General features: G+C 57.9%; 1 protein-coding gene. It reads right to left on the reverse strand.

Annotated elements, in window-relative coordinates:
* Window positions 1–20: 20 nt before the first annotated feature.
* A partial coding sequence (locus tag ACR1XU_RS23095; RefSeq protein WP_480915717.1) for a S8 family serine peptidase occupies window positions 21–1484 on the reverse strand: 1464 nt, incomplete at its 5' end.

Here is a 1484-nt window from a genome sequence, read left to right on the forward strand (position 1 = left end):
GTCCGGGCAGTCCCTGCGTCTCAAAACCTGTGACTGTGAGCAAATCCAATGTAGGGATTGGGGTCACCGCCTTGTGCGCGATATCCGGCGTTAAACAGAATTTCCGGTCCGGGCGCTTCTGAAGCAAGCTGATAGGTCAGGCCAATATCTATCGGCCGCACTGAAGATGTAATCTGCACAGTTTGAGAGCTTCTTGTCACGCCCGTGCTTTCCTGACCGGCCACTGCTGCAACCCTGTCCCGGGGGAGGTCGATTGAAATCTCACCAGAGGAGATCTGGAGCGGACTGGATATCGACAAGCGCATCGTGCCTGGGCTGCCGAGAAAGCGTTTCTTGCTGATTGAGACGCTGCCGGCACGCCCCGTCAGACTTTTGCCGCCAGTGACCAGGCCTGCCTGTTTGAAATCTGTCCTGCTTTGCGTGCCCGATACCGTCAGGAGCGTGCCCTGCCCGACCGCAACAGATCCGGATATTTCCAAGAACGAGGTAGAGCTGCGTCCGCCCTGACCCGCGGCTCCCATAAAGCGGGATCCAAGGACTGTGCCGTTTTCTTCTATGAGGCCGAACTGGGCAGAAAGGCCTGACCCATCTTTGTCTTTTGCTTCAAGCCCTATGCTGGTCCTTGAGAAGGAGCCCGTGGATGATCCGACCGCGTGGTCAGTAATAAGGGCCAGCGCTTGTGTGAGTTCAAACTTGTGCCTGAATGAGTAGTCTTCTGTCAGAAGCTGTCCAAATGGATCTGCGTCTGGATCTATGTCGCCGAGAGTTATCTCATAGGAGAACACATCCCCATCAAAACGGAGACCTGTTCCGTGATCTGAACGCATGAGCGTCAGGCTGTCGCTGGCCTTTGTTTCCCGTACGAAGGTGGGGCGGGGTCTTGGCGCCTTGAGTTCGGAGACCAGGGCACTGGCAGCAAGCTCAAATCCGCGTGTATACGCATCTGCAACCATCAGGGTCTGCCCTGCGAGGGCCTGGTTGAGGGCTGGCGCCAGGGCGCCGCTGGCGACGATGCCGGTTTCGGCAAGAGGCATGGCGGCGCTCTCGGTGGTGTTCCCCTGGTAGACAACAAGCTCACCCATAGGAAGCATGGCGCGTTCCAGATTGAGGAGGCCCTGCCCGTAGATCGGGTCAACACCCGGCTCACCGAGATCTTCGGCTGCCGCGAACATAATCTCAGCGATTACGGGTGCTGTCAGGTGTGGCCACTGGCTCTTCAATACGGCATAGGCGCCAGTGACATAGGCGGCTGCAATGGATGTTCCGTTCAAGTGAGTGAAGCCGTTGCCGTTGGGGATGATAATGACACCTGCGCCTGGCGCAGCGAGGCAAAAGTGCATTGCGACGCCACAGTGGTTGGAGGAGTGCCATAGGCTCTTGTCTTCACGGACAGCAACGACGGCGATGAAGTAACCGAGATAATCGTCCTCCAGAACGACTGGAATGCCTGCGAGGACTCCGACCTCGGGCAGGCCGCGGATACC

The organism is Ruegeria sp. D1(2025), assembly GCF_056536425.1.